Origin of the sequence: Novosphingobium taihuense (genome assembly GCF_007830315.1) — a bacterium.
Lineage (GTDB): Bacteria > Pseudomonadota > Alphaproteobacteria > Sphingomonadales > Sphingomonadaceae > Novosphingobium > Novosphingobium taihuense.
The window spans coordinates 1-18,326 of sequence record NZ_VLKJ01000020.1 but is presented as its reverse complement, the minus strand read 5'-3'; the positions used below and the strand labels follow the sequence as shown (position 1 = coordinate 18,326).

Sequence of the window (18,326 nt, the reverse complement as noted above, 5' to 3'; positions counted from 1 at the left end):
CGACATTGATCGGCGCGGTTATGCCGTTCGTCGAAAGGAGTCGCGCGAGCGACGACCGGTTGCTAGTGCAACCAATCTTCATTGCGCCGGGGAGTCACAGTCGGCATGCGTACCATTTCATTTGTTTCGGCACTTGCGCTTTCGATTGCCATCGCCGCTCCGTCGGCCATCGCACAGCAGGCGCCGCTCAATCCTTCCGCTGCCGCTGGCGTCCACACCGACCTGCCACGCGTCGCGCATCCCTCGCACTACACCATCGCGATCTCCCCCGATGCCAAGGCGCTGACCTTCACCGGCACCTCCTCGGTCGATCTCGAAGTGACCGAGGCGACCCCGGCGTTGACGCTCCACGCGCTCGATCTCAAGATCGGCAGCGCCACGCTCACGCCCGAAGGCGGCGCGGCCATGCCCGTCACCGTGGCGATGGACGCCAAGAGCCAGACCGCGACCTTTACGGCTGCAACGCCGCTGAAGCCCGGCAAGTACCGCCTCGACACCAGCTATTCGGGGATCATCAACACGCAGGCCAACGGCCTCTTCGCGCTCGATTACCCTGACAAGGTCACCGGCAAGGACGTGCGCGGCCTGTTCACCCAGTTCGAAGCGCCCGATGCCCGCCGCTTTGCGCCGATGTTCGACGAGCCGATCTACAAGGCGACCTTTGACCTTTCCGCCACCGTTCCTGCTTCGCAGATGGCCATCAGCAACATGCCGATCGCCAAGGAAGAGCCGCTCGCAAATGGCATGAAGCGAGTGACCTTCGGCACCAGCCCCAAGATGTCGTCCTACCTGCTGTTCTTCGGCCTCGGTGACTGGGAGCGCATGAGCAAGGAAGCGGCTCCCGGCGTCCAGGCCGGCATCGTCGCACCCAAGGGCAGCGGCGAACAGGCCCGCTTCGCGCTTGATGAACTCGCCCCGCTGATCCCCTACTACTCCGAATACTTCGGCCAGCCCTACCCGCTGCCCAAGATCGACAACGTGGCGGCCCCCGGCCAGTCGCAGTTCTTCTCGGCGATGGAAAACTGGGGCGCGATCCTTACGTTCGAGCGCATCCTGCTCAACGATCCGGCCATCACCAGCGCGGCAGCCCGCCAGAACATCGTCACCACGCAGGCCCACGAAGTGGCGCACCAGTGGTTCGGCAACCTCGTGACCATGGCGTGGTGGGAAGACCTCTGGCTGAACGAGGGCTTCGCCAGCTGGATGGAAACCAAGGCCACTGCGCATTTCCACCCCGACTGGTTCCCACTGCTCGAGCGCGTGAACGGGCGCGATGCGGCGATGGGTCTTGATGGCTTCAAGACCACGCACCCGATCGTGCAGGAGATCAAGACCGTCGACGAGACCAACCAGGCCTTTGATGCGATCACCTACCAGAAGGGTGAAGCGGTCATCTCGATGCTCGAATCCTTCGCGGGCGAGACGGTGTGGCGCGACGGCCTGCGCGCCTACATGCGCGATCACAAGTTCGGCAACACCCGTTCCAAGGACCTGTGGCAGGCAATCGAAAAGGCTGGCGCCCCCGGCCTGACCGCCATCGCCACCGATTTCACCACCAAGCCTGGCATTCCGCTGGTCAAGGTTACGGGCATGACCTGCAAGAAGGGCATGGCCACGCTGAACCTCGAACAGAGCGAGTTCAGCGTCGACCGTCAGGCAGAAGTCGCCGCCAAGCCGCAGCAGTGGAAGGTGCCGCTGATCGTCTCGGCAGGCGCTGGTGAGCCGGTGCGCACGATCCTTGATGGCGGGAAGGCGACCGTCACCGTCAACGGCTGCGGCCCGATCGTGATCAACGCAGGCCAGCTCGGCTACTACCGCTCGCTCTACACCCCGCAGATGCTGACCTCGCTTAAGAAGGCTATGCCGAGCCTGCAGCCGGTCGACCAGATGGGCTTGATTGCCGACAACCTCGCGCTCTCGGCCAGCGGCTACCAGCCCTATGCTCCCTCGTTCGATCTGCTGGCGGCGATCCCCGGCAATGCCAATCCCGTCGTCCTCGCCAATGCTTTCGGCGATTTCGTCGGCGCATGGCGCGTGCTCGACAAGGACCCTGCCGCACAGAAGAAGCTCTATGGCAAGGTTGCGGGCACCTACAAGCCGCGCCTCATGGCGCTGGGCTTCGAGCCCAAGGCTGATGAGCCGCTGCGTGACGCCGACCTGCGCTCGACGCTGATCGCAGGCTTCGGCACCATGGGCGATGCCGACGTCGTGGCCGAAGCGCGCCGCCGCTTCGCCATGCTCGCCAGCAACCCCAAGGCATTGGACGGTCCGCTCAAGACGACCTGGCTCAACATCGTCGCCCGTAACGCGACGAAGGCCGATTGGGACGCGATCAAGGGCATGGCCGCGGCCAGCAACAGCGCGGTGGAACGCCAGTTCCTCTACACCCTGCTGGGCCGCCCCGCAGACGCCTCGCTCGCCAAGGCAGCGCGTGAGCTTGCGCTGACCGATGCGCCGGGCAAGACCACCAGCGCGGCAATGATCGTCGCCTCGGCGGGCCTGCACTCGGACGAGACCTACGACTTCGCGCTGGCCAACCGCGCCAAGATCGAATCGCTGGTCGATGCGCAGAGCCGCGTCACGTTCATCGCCAGCCTCGGCGGGCAATCGAACGATCCGGCGATGATCGAGAAGCTCAAGGCGTTCAAGGCCACGGTCCCCGCCGAAGCCGCCCGCCCGGTGGACCGCGTGATCGGCACGCTGACCGAAAAGGCCCGCACCCGCCCGCAGTTCATCAAGGGCCTGACCGACTGGCAAAACGCGAAGAAGAAGTAAGGCTTTCAGCCAAGCCCCAACCCCGCTCATGCTGAGCTTGTCGAAGCACTGGCGCAACCGCCGCGCCAGCACCCTTCGACAGGCTCAGGGTGAGCGGATGGGGTTGGTTACCGTAGCCCTCCAGAATCCTCTCAGCGTAAAGCAATCCAGAGTCGGCCCAAACCGCCCTGGATTGCTTCTCCGCCTTCGGCGGCTCGCAATGACGAATGGGAGGCGGATCTAAACTCCTTCCCCCCAAATACAGCCCCGCTCATGCTGAGCTTGTCGAAGCACCCGGCGCAACCGCTGCGCCAGCACCCTTCGACAAGCTCAGGGTGAGCGGATGGGGTTGGTTACCGTAGCAATTTCCCAGAATTCCCCTGCGCGAAGCAATCCAAAGTCGGCCGGCTTACAAGCAGCGATAAAGCGGGATATACAGAGCAATGGATAACCTACAACGCGCCATGATATCTCTGCTGATCGACGAAGACGATCTCATTCCCTCCGAAATTACAGCCCTTTTAGGTTCCGAACCGAGCCTAGGAGTTTCAAAGGGCGAGAAGTTTCTTTCCCATCACGGAAAGCTTATCAAAGCAAAAACGGGCAAGTGGCAGCTTCACAGTGGATGGAAAAGCCCTGTAAATCTCGATGAAGAAATCTCATTGCTGTTAGCGAGACTCACAGATGACCATGAAGTGTGGGGGAATCTGACTGCTCGTTACCACTGCTATCTGAGTGTCGGCGGGTATTTCGAAGATTGGACTGGCGGAATTACCCTCTCACCCGATACTTTGGGCGCTCTGGCGGCACGGAATCTCGCAATCGGTTTTGACCTCTACGCGCCCGGCGAGACATAACAAGTGTTGGTGGCGCACTTGCTGCGTAGAGGCTGGACGGGATATCTTCCCGATAGTGTCGCACGCCGAAAAGTCCGTTTTCAGCACAAAGTGGCGGATAACTGCCAGCTCGGCCATGCCGGAATTGCCCACGCAGTCTTAACCCTACCGCAACAACCCGCCCAAAATCCCCCGCGCAAAGCGGCCCAGTGCCTCGCCACCGATTGACGTGGCGATCGAGCCGACAACCGCCGTGATGCCCGAAGCCACAGGCGCCGCGCGGGATTTCTTGCCGGTGATGCTGGCGGCGATCACGGCGCCTGCTGATGACGCCACCGCCCCCGCCGCCGCCTTGCCAGCCTTCTCCCACATCGTCGTGGTCCGACGCGGTGAAGCGCGCTGCGCTTCTTCGCCCTGCTCCTCCACCTGCTGCGCCGCCGCTGCCGCGTCAGCCGCCTTCTGCGCCAGCACTTCGGCGGCGGATTCGCGGTTCACTGCCGTGTCGTACTTGCCGTCGAACGGGCTGACCGACTGGATCACCGCGCGCTCCTTCGGGCTGAGCGGCCCGAGGCGCGAGCGCGGCGGGGCGATCAGCGTGCGCTGGACGACCGAGGGCGAGCCATCTTCGTTCAGCGTCGAGACCAGCGCCTCGCCCACTTTCAGTTCGGTGATGACCGTCTCGACATCGAGATCCTTGTTGATGCGGAAGGTCTCCGCCGCAGCGCGGATCGCCTTCTGATCGCGCGGCGTAAAGGCGCGTAGGGCGTGCTGCACGCGATTGCCCAGCTGGCCGGCGATCTTCTCGGGGATGTCGATCGGATTCTGCGAGATGAAATAGACGCCCACGCCTTTCGAACGGATCAGGCGCACGACCTGCTCCACCTTGTCCATCAGCGCATCCGGCGCGTCCTCGAACAGCAGGTGCGCTTCATCGAAGAAGAACACCAGGCACGGCTTTTCCGGATCGCCCACTTCAGGCAGCGCCTCGAACAGTTCGGACAGCAGCCACAGCAGGAACGTGGCATAGAGCTTGGGGCTCTGCATCAGCTTGTCGGCGGCGAGCACGTTGACCATGCCCCGACCCTGATCGTCCACTTTCAGGAAGTCGTTCACCTCGAACGCCGGTTCGCCGAAGAACCGGTCGGCGCCCTGGCTTTCAAACGCCAGCAATTGGCGCTGGATCGTGCCGACGCTGGCCTTGGACACGTTGCCGTACTTGCCCGAAAGCGCGCTGGCGTTCTCGGCGCAGGCCATCAGCACCGATTGCAGATCGGGCAGGTCGATCAGCAGCAGCGCGTTGTCATCGGCATAGCGGAACGCGATGTTGAGCACGCCTTCCTGCGTCTCGTTCAGCCCCATCAGGCGCGACAGCAGCAGCGGCCCCATTTCCGAAATCGTCGTGCGGATCGGGTGGCCGCTCTCGCCATAGAGGTCCCAGAACACCGCCGGATTGTCGGAATAGGCGTAGTCCTCGATGCCCAGTTCCTTGGCGCGCGATTCCAGCGAAGCGGCGTGCTTGAAGGTCGGGCTGCCCGGCATGGCGATGCCCGCAAGGTCGCCTTTCACGTCGGCCATGAACACGGGTACGCCGCGCGCGGAGAACTGTTCGGCAATGCCCTGCAGCGTCACCGTCTTGCCGGTCCCGGTCGCCCCTGCGATCAGCCCGTGGCGGTTGGCCCGGCCAAGGCGCAGCACCTGCCGTTCGCCGTTTGAGCCCAGGCCGAGATAAATGTCTTCCATCCAGAACACCCCATTCGTTTGGCCAGAGACTATGCCGCGACCGCGCGCCTTGCGAGGGGTTTTTGCATCCGGAGCGGGGAACGGCTAGAGCGCGCGCCAGAGACCCTGAACAACCATGACCCGCGCCCCCTTTATCCTGCTCGACGATGCCCGAACCGAGGGCGCCAGCGATGCGCGTCTCTACGAAGACGTGCTCGAACTCGTCGTCGCGCGGCGGGCAGACGAGGTGGAAGCGGCCCTGGCGCAGATCGCCGCCACTCCGGGCGACTGGGCAGGCTACCTTGCCTACGAAGCCGGTCTCGCCCTCGAACCGCGCCTCGCCCCTCTGGCCGCAGAGCGCACCGGCGCGGCAGGTCCGCTGGTGTGGTTCGCCCGCTTCGGCAAGGTAACGCGCATGGCCAGCGCCGAGGTCGAACGCTGGCTGGCGAATACCGCCACAGGCCCCGGCAGGCTGGGCCCGATGGGTGCCGCAATCTCATCCGGCGGCTATGCCAAAGCCTTCAACCTCGTGCAGGAAGCGATCCGCGCAGGCGACATCTATCAGGCAAACCTCACTTTCCCGCTCGCCGGAACGTGGGACGGTGATCCGCTGGCAATTTATGCCGACGTCCGCCGCGATGCCCGCGCCGGATACGGCGGCGTGATCTGGGACGGCGCGCACTGGCACCTCTCGTTCTCGCCAGAACTGTTCTTCAAGCTGGCGAGCGGAGAAGCCCGCGTCCGACCGATGAAGGGCACCGCGCCGCGCGGGGCCACGCCAGAAGAGGACGCGCGCTTCAAGGCGGACCTCTCCGCCAGCGTGAAGGACCGGGCCGAGAATCTGATGATCGTCGACCTCATGCGTAACGACCTGTCGCGCGTCTCGCGCCCCGGTTCGGTGCGCGTCGAAGCCCCGTTTGCCATCGAGAGTTATCCCACAGTTCACCAGATGGTCACGACAGTTCGGGCAGAGTTGGATTCAGGCCAGGACGTGCGCAGCCTGCTCCGCGCCATCTTCCCCTGCGGCTCGATCACCGGGGCGCCCAAGATCCGCGCGATGGAAATCATCCATCAGGCAGAGCGCGATGCGCGCGGGGCCTATTGCGGCTCGATCGGCCGCATAGACCCCACTGGCGATGCTGCGTTCAATGTGGCAATCCGCACCGTGCGTCTGTCGCCAGATGGCCGCGCCGTGATGGGCGTCGGCTCGGCGGTGGTTGCCGATTCCGAAATGATCGGCGAATGGCGCGAATGCGTGGTGAAGGGGAATTTCTTGCGCTTGTCTGCCGGGCACGCCGATCTGATCGAGACGATGGCCTTCGATCCCGCCAAGGGTATCGAACTGCTCGAACTGCACCTTGAGCGCATGAAGGCAAGCGCGCTGGCGCTGGGCTTCAGCTTCGATCGTCATGCCGTGCGCAATGCGATCCACGCGCTGTGCTTCGATCTTGAAGCGCCTGCAAAAGTGCGCCTCGTCGCCTCGAAGGGCGGTGCTCACGCGCTGGACGCGAGCGCCATGCCCACACCGCTGGAAAGCCTGACCTGCGCGGTCCTGCCGCTGCCGGTCTCGGACGGCGACTGGCGGCTGCGCCACAAGACAACCGACCGTGGCTTCTACGAAGCGGGCCTAGCCGCCGCGAAGAAGGCAGGCGCGGGCGAAGCGCTGTTCCTGCGCGATGATGGCCTGCTTACCGAGGGTACTTTCACCAACATCTTCGTCGAGCGCGACGGAACGCTGCTCACGCCGCGTGCCGATCTTGGCCTGCTGCCGGGCGTGCTGCGCCGCTCGCTGATCGAGGCAGGGCGGGCTGTCGAAGCGGACCTGACGCTCGACGATCTGGCAAGCGGCTTCCTCGTCGGAAACGCCCTGCGCGGGCTGATCCCCGCTCGCCTGCTCGGCTCCTGAATCCCATGACCCAGCTTTCCCAAGCCCTCGCGCGGATCGCGCCCTCGCGCACCACCGCCATCACCGACCGCGCCATCCAGCTTCGCGCCGAAGGCCGTGATGTGATCTCGCTCTCGGTCGGTGAGCCAGATTTCGCCACCCCCGCCCACGTCGTGCAGGCCGCCAAGGATGCGCTCGACGCTGGCGACACCAAGTACACCGCCGTCGTCGGCACCCAGCGTTTGCGTGAAGCGGCAGCCCTCCACTTCAAGCGCGATCTCGGCATAGAAGTACCGCCCTCGCAGGTCATTGTCAGTGCAGGCGGCAAGCAGGCGATCTTCCACGCCCTGCTCGCCACGCTCGATCCGGGTGACGAAGTGCTGATCCCCTCCCCATGGTGGGTGAGTTACCCCGAGATCGTGCGCTTTGCAGGGGCCGAAGTGGTGGACCTGCCGACCACGGCCGCAGGCGGCTTCCGCATCACCGTTGCCCAGCTCGAAGCCGCGATCACGCCCGCGACGCGCTGGCTCCTGCTCAACAGCCCCGGCAATCCCACCGGCGCTACATATCCCGCAGAGGAACTGCGCGCCCTCGGCGAGGTCCTCCGCCGCCACCCACGCGTGCTGGTGATGAGCGACGATATCTACGCGCCACTGCGTTACGGCGAAGGCCTCCACGCGACGCTCGCGGTGGAATGCCCTGACCTGGCCGAACGCATCCTCACCGTCTCGGGCGTGTCGAAGAGCCACGCGATGACTGGCTTCCGCATCGGCGTTTCGGCAGGTCCGGCATGGCTGATCGGCGCGATGGGACGCTTGCAGTCGCACTCCTCGGGCAACCCCGCCTCGATCTCTCAGGCCGCTGCCGTCGCCGCGTTCGAAGGCCCGCAGGAGTTTCTGCTCGACTGGCGCGAACGCTTCCGCGCGCGGCGCGACATGGTCTGTGCCGCGATCAATGCGATCCCCGGCCTCTCCACTCCGATCCCCGACGGCGCGTTCTACTGCATGGTCGATGCCGTCCCGCTGATGGAGCGCTTCGGCGATGACGAGGCGCTGTGCCTGCACTTGCTGGAAAGCGGCGTCGCCGTCGTCCCGGCCTCTGCCTTCGGTGGCAAGGACGGCTTCCGCATCAGCTTTGCCGCTGACGAATCCAAACTCGAAGAAGCGCTCCGGCGTATAGCAAAGGCCGTAGCGTGATCGATTTTTCCATCCTGTTCGAAGACGGCGAAGCCCTGGTGATTGACAAGCCTGCGGGCTTGCCGCTGGACCGTCCGCGCGCAGGCGGGCCGTGCCTTGAGGACCACCTCGATGCCCTGCGCTTCGGTTTCCAGCGCGAACCGCACCCTGTCCACCGCCTCGATCAGGACACCTCGGGCTGCCTGCTGCTCGCCCGCAATCCCAAGGCACTCAAGCGCTTCGCCGCCGCGTTCGAGGCGCGCGAGGTGGAGAAGGTCTATCTCGGCATTGTCGCCGGTGAAGTGACTGGCGAGAGCGGCACCATCGACCTTGCCCTCAGCAAGATCAGCTCGGCCGAAAAGGGCTGGCGGATGATCCCGGCGAAAAAGGGCAAACCCTCGGTCACCCACTGGAAGGTCCTCTCGCGCAAGCCCGGCATGACGCTGGTGGAATTCCGCCCCGAAACCGGCCGCACCCACCAGATCCGCATCCATGCCCTTGCAGGCCTCGGCCATGCCCTTGTCGGCGATCCGGTCTATGGCGATGGCAAAGTCGCATGGCGCACAATGCTTCACGCTTCGGAGCTGAAGGTCATGCGCGAAGGCAAGGAGCCGATCGACGCCTATTCGCCCATGCCGCTCGATTTTGCGGCCTTTGCTTTCGAACTGCCGATAGCGGAACAGCCGGACGCCGAACCGCCGGCATCCGAGGCCTGACATGTCGCCCGATGCTTTAGTCGCCCATGCGCTGACGCTGGTCGAGGAAAGCTTCATCGCATCGGCCGGGCCGGGCGGGCAGAATGTCAACAAGGTGGCAACTGCCGTGCAGGTGCGGCTCGACGTCTTCATGCTGCGCCTGCCGCCGGAGATCTTTCACCGGCTCAAGACGCTCGCGGGCAGCAAGATGACCGCGAAGGGCGAAATCGTGCTGACAGCGCGCAGCTACCGCACGCAGGAACAGAACCGTGAAGACGCGCGCAAGCGCCTGTCAGACCTGCTGCGCGAGGCCTGCAACCTGCCGACAAAGCGCGCCAAGACGCGCCTGAATCGCGTCGGCAAGACCGAGCGGTTGGCGGGCAAGAAGATCAGGGGCGCGGTAAAGGCCGGACGCGGCAAGGTGCGGCTGGATTAGTCCCGGCCGCTCAATCCCCGCCGACGCGCTCGATTTCCGCGCCCAGCAGCGAGAGCTTTTCCTCAAGGCGCTCATACCCGCGATCGAGGTGATAGAGGCGGTGCACCTGCGTCTCGCCCTCGGCGGCAAGGCCGGCGATCACGAGGCTCATCGAGGCGCGAAGGTCGGTCGCCATCACTTCGGCACCGGTCAGCTTGTCGACGCCGTGGACCACGGCCGTGCGGCCCTTGGTCTCGATGCGCGCGCCCATGCGGTTGAGTTCGGGCACGTGCATGTAGCGGTTTTCGAAGATCGTCTCGGTCAGCACCGATGATCCCTTGGCAAGGCACAGCATGGCCATCAACTGCGCCTGCATATCGGTGGCAAAACCGGGGTAGGGCGCGGTCGAGAGCGTGACCGGCTTCAGCGGGCCTTCCGCCGCCACGAAGATCCCGCCCTTGCGCGGTTCCACGTGAACGCCTGCATCGCGCAGCGCCTGCACGGTCGCTTCCATTTCCTCGATGCGCGCCCCCTGCAGCATGACCTCGCCGCCGGTGATCGCCGCAGCGCAGGCATAGGAGCCGGCCTCGATGCGGTCGGGCATGACCATGTAGGTCGCGCCATGCAGGCGGTCAACGCCGTGAATCGTCAGGTCCGAGGTGCCGATGCCTTCGATCTGCGCGCCCATGGCGACGAGCAGGTTGCACAGGTCGACGATTTCCGGCTCGCGCGCGGCGTTGTGCAGCGTGGACTTGCCCTTGCATAGCACGGCCGTCATCAGCGCGTTCTCGGTCGCACCCACAGATACGACAGGGAACGAATAACGCCCGCCGGGAAGCCCGCCGTCAGGCGCAATCGCGCGCACATAGCCAGCAGCCAATTCGATGGTCGCACCCAGCGCTTCGAGAGCCTTGAGATGGAGGTCGATCGGGCGATTGCCGATCGCGCAGCCACCGGGCAGCGAAACGGTCGCCTCGCCCGCACGCGCCAGCATGGGGCCCAGCACGAGGATCGAAGCACGCATCTTGCGTACCAGATCATAGGGCGCGACCGACGAGGTCAGGCGCGTCGCCTGCAGCGTCATCACGCGGCCGAAATCTTCAGGACGGGCGCCCGCAATCGAAGTCGAAACCCCGAACTGGTTCATCAGGTGCTGGAACCCGTCGATGTCGGCAAGACGCGGCAGGTTGCGCAGCGTAACCGGCTCATCGGTCAGCAATGCGCAGGGCAGCAGGGTGAGAGCCGAGTTCTTCGCACCGGAAACCGGCACCGTTCCCGAAAGGCGCTTGCCGCCACGGATGATGATCTTGTCCATCGCTGCCGTTTATCCGGTTTTCCGGGCGGTGCAAGCTTCAGGCATACGTTGGCACAGCGCCACGTGCTTGACATTTATCCTAAGTAATTGTGCAGTGCATCATGAGGGTGCAACAATTTACGGATACCATCGGGAAATGAGTTCGAACGAGGCACGCAAGCCGATCCGCAAGGCCGTCTTTCCGGTTGCGGGTCTTGGCACCCGCTTCCTTCCCGCCACCAAGGCGATTCCGAAGGAAATGCTGCCGATCATAGATCGCCCGTTGATCCAGTACGCCGTCGATGAAGCGCGCGAGGCGGGCATCGAACAGCTCATTTTCGTGACCGGGCGCGGCAAGACGGCCATCGTCGAGCATTTCGACACCGCCTACGAACTCGAGCGGACCATGGAAGATCGCGGCAAGCACCTTGAAGTGCTCGATGCTACGCGCATCCTTCCGGGCAACCTTGTCACCGTGCGCCAGCAGGTGCCGATGGGCCTTGGTCATGCGATCTGGTGCGCGCGTGCCGTGGTCGGAGACGAACCCTTCGCCATCTTCCTGCCTGACGAAATGATGGTCGGCAGTCCCGGCTGCATGAAGCAGATGGTCGACGCCTACAACGAGGTCGGCGGCAACCTGATTTCAGTGCTCGAAGTGCCCGAGGACGAGGTTTCGAGCTACGGCGTGATCGCGCCGGGCGCGCGGGTTACCGACACGCTCACTGAAGTCACCGGCCTTGTCGAAAAGCCCAAGCGTGAAGACGCGCCGTCGAACCTGATCATCTCTGGCCGCTACATCCTCCAGCCCGAAGTGATGCGCACGCTGGAAAGCCAGGAGAAAGGTGCGGGCGGCGAGATCCAGCTGACGGACGCAATGGCCCGGATGATCGGCCAGCAGCCGTTCCATGCGGTAACCTTTGCCGGACGACGCTTCGATTGCGGCAGCAAGACCGGCTTCGTCGAGGCGACGCTGTCGCTTGCCCTCGAACGCCCGGACATGGCGGACGAAGTGCGGGCGATCATGAAGCGGCTTCTTGCGTCCTGACGCTCAGGGTGCGCGCAGGTAAGCGAGGCACATCCGGCCGAGTTCCCGCTTGAGCACTTCCCAGTCGTAGTCGTGGGCGGCCTCGCCCGATGAGCCGAGGCTCAACTGGCGCGCCATCGTGGCGAACACCACCTTGTAGGCCGAGTTGGCCTTGGTCTCGTGGTCACTCCCGCCGAAGTCGGCGCGGTATTGCAGCATGGCCTGCATGCCGCGTTCGGTGGCGCGCAGGGCGTGGTCCTTGCCGGGCTTGGATACCAGCGGATCGAACGAGGCGCGCTCCATCGCCAGGCGCAGCAGCGGCGCGTTGACGCGCAGTACTTCGGCATAGCCCGCGACATAGCGCGGCATGAATTCGTCTAGCGTGGGCGATTGCGAAAGCACGTCCTGCACCATCGCTTCTTCGGTCTGGGCAAGGTCTTCCAGCGCACGCGCGATCACCGCACGGACGAGGTTCTCCTTGCTCTGGAAGCGCAGGTAGATCGACCCGATCGAGACGTTGCCGCGCTGGTTCACGTCCTGCAGAGTGAAATCTTCGCTGCCCCGTTCCAGCATGAGTTCGCGCGCGGCAGAGAGCATGCGTTCGAGCGAGGCCTTGCTGCGGCCCTGCTGGGGCATGCGGCTTACGGTTTCCACCGCAAGTCCGGGTTGTTCCACCTGCGTTTCGCCGCCTCGAGCCATTACCTGTCGTTCACCCTTGAAACATCAATACTAGAATGCATTGCCCTTACTTTGCACGAATCTAGCTGGAACGCGAAGGCTAAATCATCCAGTCTCTTGACCCGGGCAGATAACAAAATAGAATGAAGTTTCTAATGATGTCCGAAGGTTTGCCCCAGGGACACGTCAGGGAGAGATGGATGCGACGCTTGAGGATGGGAATGATCGGCGGGGGGCCCGGCGCGTTCATCGGCCCCGTGCATCGCTTTGCGGCAGAGCTTGATCGCGAGATCGAACTCGTCGCCGGCGTTTTCTCCAGCGATGCCACTCGCAGCGCCGCAGCAGGCGAAAGCTACCGCATCGATCCCGCCCGCGCCTACCCGTCGCTCGAAGCCATGTTCGCCGCCGAGCGCGAGCGGGCCGATGGCATCGACTTCGTTTCCATCGTCACCCCCAACCACAACCACCTGCCCTCGGCCCGCGCGGCGCTGGCCGCCGGACTGCCGGTGATCACCGACAAGCCGTTGACCGCCACGCTGGCCGAGGCTCACGAACTGGCAGAACTCGTCGCCGCAGCAGGCAAGCCATTCGGCGTGACCTACACCTACTCCGGCTACCCCTTGGTGCGCGAGGCGCGCGCCCGGATCGCGGCGGGCGAGATCGGCACGGTGCGCAAGGTCGTGGTCGAGTATCCGCAAGGCTGGCTCGCAGGTGAAGCGGTCGGCAAGCAGGCCGAATGGCGCGTCGATCCGGCGCGCGCCGGTCTTGGCGGTTGCATCGGCGACATCGGCGTCCACGCTTTCCAGCTTGCCGAATTCGTCACCGGTCTGCGCGTCACCGAATTGCTCGCCGATCTTGGCGCGGTGGTGCCCGGCCGCCTGCTCGACGATGACTGCTCGATCCTGCTGCGGTTTGACAACGGCGCGCGCGGCGTCCTCCTCGCCAGCCAGATCGAGGTGGGCGAACTCAACGGCCTGCGCATCCGTGCCTATGGCGACAAGGGCGGGGTCACCTGGAAACAGGAGGAGCCCAACACGCTCACCATCAACCGGCTTGACGGCACCTGCACGCTGGTTCGCTCCGGCACCGGCGTGCTGGGCAGCGATGCATCCTCGCGCACGCGCACGCCGGGCGGCCATCCCGAAGGCTACCTCGAAGCCTTCGCCAACCTCTATCGCGATTTCGCCATGCTGGTGCGCGGCGATGCCGCACCGCTGCTCCCCGGCATTGCCGAGGGCGTGCGCAGCATGACCTTCATAGACACCGCCGTTTCCGCCAGCCGCGACAACGCGGGCTGGGTCAAGCTCTGAGGAGTACTCGCCATGAAGACCATCAAGGGCCCGGGCATCTTCCTGGCCCAGTTCGCAGGCGACAACGCCCCGTTCAACAGCCTCGATACGATCGCCGACTGGGTTGCGGGCCTTGGCTACAAGGGCATCCAGATCCCCAGCTGGGATGGGCGCCTGTTCGATCTTGAAAAGGCCGCGACCAGCCAGACCTATTGCGACGAGATCAAGGGGATGCTGGCTGAGAAGGGGCTCGAGATCACCGAGCTATCCACCCATCTGCAGGGCCAGCTCGTCGCAGTCCATCCAGCCTTCGACGCACAGTTCGATGGTTTTGCGCCCGAATCTGTTCACGGCAATCCCGCCGCGCGTCAGGCATGGGCGGTGCAGCAGATGAAGTACGCTGCCAAGGCCAGCAGCAATCTCGGCCTCACGGCGCACGCATCGTTCTCGGGCGCCTTCGCCTGGCCCTACTTCTACCCATGGCCTGCGCGTCCGGCTGGGCTGGTCGAGGACGCATTCGATGAACTTGCCCGCCGCTGGAAACCGATTCTCGACGTGTTCGACGAGAACGGCGTGGATGTCGCCTACGAGATCCATCCCGGCGAGGATCTGCACGACGGCGTGACCTTCGAGATGTTCCTCGAGCGTGTCGGCAATCACCCGCGCGCCAACATCCTCTACGATCCAAGCCACTTTGTGCTGCAGCAGCTCGACTACCTCGCCTTCATCGACATCTACCACGAACGCATCAAGTGCTTCCACGTCAAGGACGCCGAGTTCCGTCGCAATGGCCGCTCGGGCGTCTATGGCGGCTATCAGTCATGGGTGGATCGGCCCGGCCGGTTCCGCTCGCTCGGCGATGGTCAGGTCGATTTCCCCGGCATCTTCAGCAAGATGGCGGCCAACGACTACGCTGGCTGGGCCGTGCTCGAATGGGAATGCGCGCTGAAGCATCCCGAAGTGGGTGCTGCCGAAGGCGCACCGTTCATTGACCGCCACATCATCAAGGTGACCGAGCACGCTTTTGACGACTTTGCCGCCGGAGGCGCTGACCGGGCGCTCAATGCGAGGTTGATGGGCATCGGTTGAAGGCACGAGAAGACCGAGGCGTCAGGGGAGCAATTCCCTGACGCCTTTTTTGCGTACCAGAGATTTGCATTCACCCTGTGAATTAAAAACCATGAAGACAATTTGCTTTTTGTATTTTTATCGTGGGTCTATGAATCGGGCGTATGGCCGAGTGCCACTGATAACCCAAAGCCTGTGGCTATGCCTTGCCAAAGAGTGATGATTTTACTTGATGGTCAGGTTGCGACAAAACCACGCTGAAATGTTGCTGACGAGCCACAGGCCCGGGAACTTGACAGGAGGTTCGCTCTCAATAGAATTTAGGTTCTAGTTTTTAAAATTTCAATTTGCTAATGCCGTCGTACGCCAAACATGGCGCCACATGGGGAGGAACCATCATCATGTCCAAAGCCGATTTTCATCGCAGCCTGCTAGCAGGGGCCTGCGCTCTCGCCTTTGCCTTGCCAGCCCACGCGCAGGATGCCGCCCAGTCGACCGCCGCTGATGAGGTCGATCCCAACGTCATCATCGTCACCGCGCAGAACCGCGCGCAGAACGTCAACGACGTGCCGATCGCGATCAACGTCGTGAATGCCGAGCAGCTTCAGCAGGCCGGGTTCTCGAACATGAACGACATCGGCAAGATCGCGCCGGCCGTTCAGCTCAACCAGGACCAGGGCACGATCAAGATCACGGTCCGTGGCGTCGGCACCAATTCGAACGACGAATCGCAGGACACCTCGGTCGTCGTGAACATCGACGGCGAGTACATGAACCGCCCCCAGGCGCTCAGCATCGCGCTGTTCGATCTTGACCGCGTCGAAGTGCTGCGCGGTCCGCAAGGCACGCTCTACGGCCGCAACTCGACCGGCGGTGCCATCAACTTCATCACCCGCAAACCCGGCAAGGAATTCGCGGCCAATGCCTCGGCCAGCTATGGCAACTACAATGCCGTTCGCCTTGATGGCGGTGTGACCGTCCCGTTGGGTGACATTGGCGGTGTCCGCGTTGCCGGCTTCTATGATGAGCACGACGGCTACGTGAAGCACCCCGCCCGCCCGTCCTACAATGCAGGCTACACCTACCCAGCGTTCCCGGGCGCTCGTTCTGACGACAACAAGTCCTATGGCGTCCGCGGCTCGGTCCAGCTTGAGCCCACGGAGGCGCTGACCGTCTACTTCGCAGGCGAATATGCCAAGCGAGAATTCACCCCGCAGGCTTTCGCGGCCGCAGACCTCAACGCTGCCGGTGTCCGCCCCACCAACGCAAGCTGCTCAACGGCCAGCGGCTTCACGGCGGTTGCCCCGCTCTATGCGTCGGCGCTCAATCAGGTGCTCTGCATTCCGAACGAGACAAACCTGCTCGCAGCCGTCAACCGTGGGGAGTATGCAGCGCCTGCCTTCGGACTCGGCAAGCTTTCGCAGGACACCTACGCTCTGCGTGGGCGAGTTGCTTACGAAGTCAGCGATGCTCTGACGATCTCGTACATCGGTGGCTACCGCAAGTTCGAAGGCACGCCGGGCCAGTTCCTGACGCTGCCGGTAACTTACCGCTCGTTCACCTGGGATCAGCGCACCAGCACGCAGAGCCACGAACTGCGCTTCAACGGTGAAGTGAACGGCATCACCTATCAGGTCGGCGGCTTTTACTTCAAGGAAACCGTCAACGCCGAAAGCAGCTTCGTCACCACCTTCGGCCCGAACGTCGTGACGCTGTCCTACTTCGATCGCGACATCACCAGCGAGAGCAAGTCTGCCTTCGGTCAGGTCGAAGTGCCGCTCGGCGAAACGCTGACCGCCGTTGGTGGTCTGCGTTACACCGAGAATTCACGCAATGCGATTTACAAGAACGCCGTGCCGTTCGCACGCACCAATGCAGCTGGCCAGCCGATCGACCCTCCTGGGCCGCCGGACTTCCTTCTGTTCAACGGTGCAATTGGCCGCAAGAACTTTGCTGATCTGAAGTACAAGAGCATCATCCCGCTTTCCAGCAAGGAAGACAAGATCACCTGGCTCGCCGGGCTGAACTACAAGCCCAACGCCGATACGCTGGTGTTCGCCAAGGTTTCGACCGGTTTCAAGGGCGGCGGCTTCGACTCCGTGGGTGACTACAAGCCCGAAACCAACACGGCTTATGAACTTGGCTGGAAGCAGACCTTCGGCGACCGTGGCCAGCACCAGTTCAACCTCGGCGGCTTCTACTACGACTACAAGGACCTGCAGGTCTCGGTGCTGCTCGACACCACCGTTGGCGGCCAGACCTTCAACGCAGGCAAGGCCAAGATCTGGGGTCTTGAAGCATCGGCCGATTTCGCGCTGAGTGACAACGACCGGTTCCACGCCTCGGTCAACTACCTCAACGCCGAGTACAAGGAGCTGCTCGCGCAGTTCAACGTATTCTGCTTGCCGACCGCGGGTAATCCACAGAGCGTCTGCAACAGCCGCAACGGCATCGGCGATCTCGATCCGACCACTGCAGCGGCTGAGCAGCCGAACTTTGCGGGCAACCGTCCAGCATTTTCGCCGGAATGGGTGATCACCGCTGGCTACGATCATACCTTCGATTTCGGCAGCGCAGGCACGCTGCGCGCCAGCGCGAACACCACGTTCAAGAGTTCGTACTTCACGGACTTCTACAACTACCGCGATGGCAAGCAGACCGCCTTCACGCAGACCGATGTCAGCCTTGAATACAAGCCCGAGAACGAACGTTTCTCGATCACGGCCTTCGCCAAGAACCTCGAGAACGAGCGCCCGCTGACCTACGGCAGCTTCATCTCGGCAGGCCCGAATGATGACGTGTTCAACTGGCAGTTCGGCACGCCGCGCACCTACGGCGTCCGCCTCGCAGTAGACTTCTAAGTCAACGCAGGGTCGCAAATGAGAAAGGGGAGCGGTTCGCCGCTCCCCTTTTTTTGTTGCCTTCACGATAAGGAGATCACCCCCACGAAGGGTCTTTGCCCGGGCGCCAATTGATGCTGCACCCGGCGCTCGGATTTTGCGGATGCGGTGCGGGATCTCCTGACAGAAGAGCATCCACCGCGCGGCGCATGTCTTCGCCCGTCACCGGAAGGTCAGTGCGCAAGGGCGGTAAGCCGGGCACGGGCGGGCGGTTGATCTTCGGCCTGCTCGCATCGAACTGGCCTGCGTAGTACAGCAGGCGATCACGATCGTAGAGGAGGAAGTCGGGCGTGCAGATCGCATTGTAGGCCAACGCCACGTCTTGCGTCTCGTCATGCAGATAGGGGAACGGAAACGCTTTGAAATGGACCCCGGCTGCAAAGTTCCGCTTTGCACCTTTGCAAATTTACCGTGGACACCACCCCCGTTCCGCGCCATCGCGAGGATCGAGCCGGTGCCGCAAGGCATCAACGGCATGGCATTGGCAGGAGCACGACACATGAAAGCCCTGGTCTGCGTGAAGCGGGTGATTGACTACAACGTGAAGCCTCGGGTGAAGGCGGACGGGAGTGGTGTTGATCTTGCGAACGTGAA

The 18,326-nt window shown here is 63.5% G+C and carries 14 protein-coding genes and 1 pseudogene; 11 read left to right on the top strand and 4 right to left on the bottom strand.

Annotation, left to right across the window (positions count from 1 at the left end):
• The first annotated feature begins 105 nt into the window (after positions 1-105).
• Together IQ25_RS20210 and IQ25_RS20205 are read left to right on the top strand one after the other, a co-directional pair.
• The gene (locus IQ25_RS20210) at positions 106-2,775 is read left to right on the top strand and encodes a M1 family metallopeptidase (RefSeq protein WP_144908090.1); all 2,670 of its coding nucleotides are present in this window, start codon (positions 106-108) and stop codon (positions 2,773-2,775) included.
• A gap of 422 nt (positions 2,776-3,197) precedes the next feature.
• Positions 3,198-3,611 (top strand): DUF4279 domain-containing protein, encoded by a 414-nt coding sequence (locus tag IQ25_RS20205; protein ID WP_144908089.1) that lies wholly within the window; start codon positions 3,198-3,200, stop codon positions 3,609-3,611.
• A gap of 144 nt (positions 3,612-3,755) precedes the next feature.
• Here the strand turns inward: IQ25_RS20205 and IQ25_RS20200 are convergent, their stop codons facing one another.
• The gene (locus tag IQ25_RS20200) at positions 3,756-5,330 is read right to left on the bottom strand and encodes a helicase HerA-like domain-containing protein (RefSeq protein WP_144908088.1); all 1,575 of its coding nucleotides are present in this window, start codon (positions 5,328-5,330) and stop codon (positions 3,756-3,758) included.
• 115 nt (positions 5,331-5,445) lie between these two features.
• On the opposite strand from IQ25_RS20200, the gene pabB reads away from it, so the two are divergent.
• Genes pabB through arfB form a run of 4 tightly spaced genes read left to right on the top strand, consistent with a single transcriptional unit; the run spans position 5,446 to position 9,500 of the window.
• On the top strand, positions 5,446-7,215 hold the full coding sequence (gene pabB, locus IQ25_RS20195) for an aminodeoxychorismate synthase component I (protein WP_144908087.1): 1,770 nt from the start codon (positions 5,446-5,448) through the stop codon (positions 7,213-7,215).
• A gap of 5 nt (positions 7,216-7,220) precedes the next feature.
• Entirely contained in the window at positions 7,221-8,390 is a 1,170-nt protein-coding gene (locus IQ25_RS20190; RefSeq protein ID WP_144908086.1) for a pyridoxal phosphate-dependent aminotransferase, read from the top strand.
• Positions 8,390-9,085 carry an RluA family pseudouridine synthase gene (locus IQ25_RS20185; RefSeq protein WP_407070609.1) on the top strand — a complete coding sequence of 232 codons (696 nt, stop codon included), beginning with the start codon at positions 8,390-8,392 and terminating at the stop codon, positions 9,083-9,085. The genes IQ25_RS20190 and IQ25_RS20185 overlap by 1 nt, the downstream gene beginning before the upstream one ends.
• Before the next feature lies 1 nt (position 9,086).
• The gene (gene arfB / locus IQ25_RS20180; RefSeq protein ID WP_144908084.1) at positions 9,087-9,500 is read left to right on the top strand and encodes an alternative ribosome rescue aminoacyl-tRNA hydrolase ArfB; all 414 of its coding nucleotides are present in this window, start codon (positions 9,087-9,089) and stop codon (positions 9,498-9,500) included.
• A 10-nt stretch (positions 9,501-9,510) separates the two neighbouring features.
• On the opposite strand, the gene murA is transcribed toward arfB, so the two are convergent.
• Positions 9,511-10,794 carry a UDP-N-acetylglucosamine 1-carboxyvinyltransferase gene (murA, locus tag IQ25_RS20175; RefSeq protein WP_144908083.1) on the bottom strand — a complete coding sequence of 428 codons (1,284 nt, stop codon included), beginning with the start codon at positions 10,792-10,794 and terminating at the stop codon, positions 9,511-9,513.
• Between the two features lie 136 nt (positions 10,795-10,930).
• On the opposite strand from murA, the gene galU reads away from it, so the two are divergent.
• Complete coding sequence (gene galU / locus IQ25_RS20170; RefSeq protein WP_144908082.1) at positions 10,931-11,818, top strand: UTP--glucose-1-phosphate uridylyltransferase GalU; 888 nt, start codon at positions 10,931-10,933, stop codon at positions 11,816-11,818.
• Positions 11,819-11,821: 3 nt separating this feature from the next.
• On the opposite strand, the gene IQ25_RS20165 is transcribed toward galU, so the two are convergent.
• Positions 11,822-12,496, bottom strand: a complete 675-nt coding sequence (locus IQ25_RS20165) for a TetR/AcrR family transcriptional regulator (protein ID WP_144908081.1) — start codon at positions 12,494-12,496, stop codon at positions 11,822-11,824.
• Positions 12,497-12,675: 179 nt separating this feature from the next.
• On the opposite strand from IQ25_RS20165, the gene IQ25_RS20160 reads away from it, so the two are divergent.
• The 3 genes from IQ25_RS20160 (at position 12,676) to IQ25_RS20150 (ending at position 17,693) form a co-directional block, all read left to right on the top strand.
• A complete protein-coding gene (locus tag IQ25_RS20160; RefSeq protein WP_144908080.1) occupies positions 12,676-13,785 on the top strand; it encodes a Gfo/Idh/MocA family protein in 1,110 nt (369 codons plus the stop codon).
• A gap of 12 nt (positions 13,786-13,797) precedes the next feature.
• Positions 13,798-14,853 carry a sugar phosphate isomerase/epimerase family protein gene (locus tag IQ25_RS20155; RefSeq protein ID WP_144908079.1) on the top strand — a complete coding sequence of 352 codons (1,056 nt, stop codon included), beginning with the start codon at positions 13,798-13,800 and terminating at the stop codon, positions 14,851-14,853.
• A gap of 380 nt (positions 14,854-15,233) precedes the next feature.
• Positions 15,234-17,693 (top strand): TonB-dependent receptor, encoded by a 2,460-nt coding sequence (locus IQ25_RS20150; RefSeq protein WP_144908078.1) that lies wholly within the window; start codon positions 15,234-15,236, stop codon positions 17,691-17,693.
• Positions 17,694-17,769: 76 nt separating this feature from the next.
• On the opposite strand, the gene IQ25_RS20145 is transcribed toward IQ25_RS20150, so the two are convergent.
• Entirely contained in the window at positions 17,770-18,051 is a 282-nt protein-coding gene (locus IQ25_RS20145; RefSeq protein ID WP_246415865.1) for a thioredoxin domain-containing protein, read from the bottom strand.
• Positions 18,052-18,231: 180 nt separating this feature from the next.
• Here IQ25_RS20145 and IQ25_RS20140 point away from each other — a divergent pair.
• Positions 18,232-18,326: pseudogene (locus tag IQ25_RS20140) on the top strand (electron transfer flavoprotein subunit beta/FixA family protein); the annotation flags it as partial.

Excerpts from the sequence above, each read along its gene's own strand:
- IQ25_RS20190 (WP_144908086.1), top strand. The coding sequence starts at position 7,221 with ATGACCCAGCTTTCCCAAGCCCTCGCGCGGATCGCGCCCTCGCGCACC.
- pabB (WP_144908087.1), top strand. The coding sequence starts at position 5,446 with ATGACCCGCGCCCCCTTTATCCTGCTCGACGATGCCCGAACCGAGGGC.
- galU (WP_144908082.1), top strand. The coding sequence starts at position 10,931 with ATGAGTTCGAACGAGGCACGCAAGCCGATCCGCAAGGCCGTCTTTCCG.
- IQ25_RS20165 (WP_144908081.1), bottom strand. The coding sequence starts at position 12,496 with ATGGCTCGAGGCGGCGAAACGCAGGTGGAACAACCCGGACTTGCGGTG.
- IQ25_RS20150 (WP_144908078.1), top strand. The coding sequence starts at position 15,234 with ATGTCCAAAGCCGATTTTCATCGCAGCCTGCTAGCAGGGGCCTGCGCT.
- IQ25_RS20155 (WP_144908079.1), top strand. The coding sequence starts at position 13,798 with ATGAAGACCATCAAGGGCCCGGGCATCTTCCTGGCCCAGTTCGCAGGC.
- IQ25_RS20200 (WP_144908088.1), bottom strand. The coding sequence starts at position 5,330 with ATGGAAGACATTTATCTCGGCCTGGGCTCAAACGGCGAACGGCAGGTG.
- IQ25_RS20160 (WP_144908080.1), top strand. The coding sequence starts at position 12,676 with ATGCGACGCTTGAGGATGGGAATGATCGGCGGGGGGCCCGGCGCGTTC.
- arfB (WP_144908084.1), top strand. The coding sequence starts at position 9,087 with ATGTCGCCCGATGCTTTAGTCGCCCATGCGCTGACGCTGGTCGAGGAA.
- murA (WP_144908083.1), bottom strand. The coding sequence starts at position 10,794 with ATGGACAAGATCATCATCCGTGGCGGCAAGCGCCTTTCGGGAACGGTG.
- IQ25_RS20210 (WP_144908090.1), top strand. The coding sequence starts at position 106 with ATGCGTACCATTTCATTTGTTTCGGCACTTGCGCTTTCGATTGCCATC.
- IQ25_RS20205 (WP_144908089.1), top strand. The coding sequence starts at position 3,198 with ATGGATAACCTACAACGCGCCATGATATCTCTGCTGATCGACGAAGAC.